The organism is Prevotella sp. AM42-24 (assembly GCF_003461825.1).
Taxonomy (GTDB): domain Bacteria; phylum Bacteroidota; class Bacteroidia; order Bacteroidales; family Bacteroidaceae; genus Prevotella; species Prevotella hominis.
The window spans coordinates 1-994 of sequence record NZ_QTXV01000170.1; the positions used below are offsets into that span (position 1 = coordinate 1).

A 994-nucleotide genomic window follows, 5' to 3' on the forward strand; every position below is an offset into this window, starting at 1 on the left:
ACCATCGGAGATACCGCTTTGCAGGTGAAGCTGAATGGTTCACCTGATGGCTGCGACCAATGAGGGAGCAGCCAGAAAAAGATCATCCACCTTGCAGATGGATGATTTTTTGTTAACTTTTCATAGACATATTAATTAATCTTCAATAACATCAAATGTTACACTTTCCTTTTCTCCATTACTTTCTAAGATGCCTTTGTCGTATTGGTCTCTTGCCATATTCTCAGCCTCTGCCTCGTTTGCCGCTTCAACGCTTACTTGAAAAACTATTTTTTCAACGATTTCAACTTGATACTTTTTCATATTATTCCTTTAGTTAATTCTATCCGATAGCCATACAACTACCGGATAGAAACATTAAACATGATACTACTTAGTTCCAATAATCATTTGTTTTACCTCCTCATAACTTTCTTTCGTTATGAATTTGCGCCCCTCAACGTGACGCTTTGTTGTGTGTATGAGGGTAATTATACAAACCTCCTTGCCGTCCTTATAATCTTCGCTTGGCTCTACGCAAGCTATCTCGTCGGTATTAATCAGTACTTTTTTTCCTGCTGTCACTTCAATGAATTTGCTCATATCTTTATTTTTTATGAAGCGGTGGTTAGCCGCTCCGTTACCTTTTTTAGTCTGTTACATTATAAAAGTAGTTCAACTCGTCACCTTGCAAGTGGTTGACCGCATAGTTATCGGCAATGTTCCACGCATCGTTATAGAGTTTTGCAAGAGGCATGTTTCTCTCATACCATTGTGCTATCTTGTGGTTAAGTACCATAACAAGCTCTGTAAGATACTTGTAGTTACCTTTCCACTCATTAAAGGCACGTTTGAAAGTGTCTTCAACGGCTGCGACACCAAAGGCATCTGCAATAGAGAAGTCTTGCCAAAAAGTAGTCATTGGCTTGTAACCTGTCTCACTCTCGATGTTCCAAACAGGAACTTTTACAAAAATCTTTCCCATAATCAAATCTGCTTTAAAGGGTTCAACAAT

3 protein-coding genes are annotated in these 994 nt (G+C 38.7%); all 3 read right to left on the reverse strand.

What is annotated here, in order from left to right; all coding sequences use genetic code 11:
- Nucleotides 1-135: 135 nt before the first annotated feature.
- Nucleotides 136-303, reverse strand: a complete 168-nt coding sequence (locus DW917_RS16960; RefSeq protein WP_118120559.1) for a DpnD/PcfM family protein — start codon at nt 301-303, stop codon at nt 136-138.
- A gap of 66 nt (nt 304-369) precedes the next feature.
- Entirely contained in the window at nt 370-582 is a 213-nt protein-coding gene (locus DW917_RS16965; protein ID WP_118120561.1) for a hypothetical protein, read from the reverse strand.
- A gap of 46 nt (nt 583-628) precedes the next feature.
- Nucleotides 629-964 (reverse strand): hypothetical protein, encoded by a 336-nt coding sequence (locus DW917_RS16970; protein WP_106813537.1) that lies wholly within the window; start codon nt 962-964, stop codon nt 629-631.
- Between the last annotated feature and the right edge of the window lie 30 nt (nt 965-994).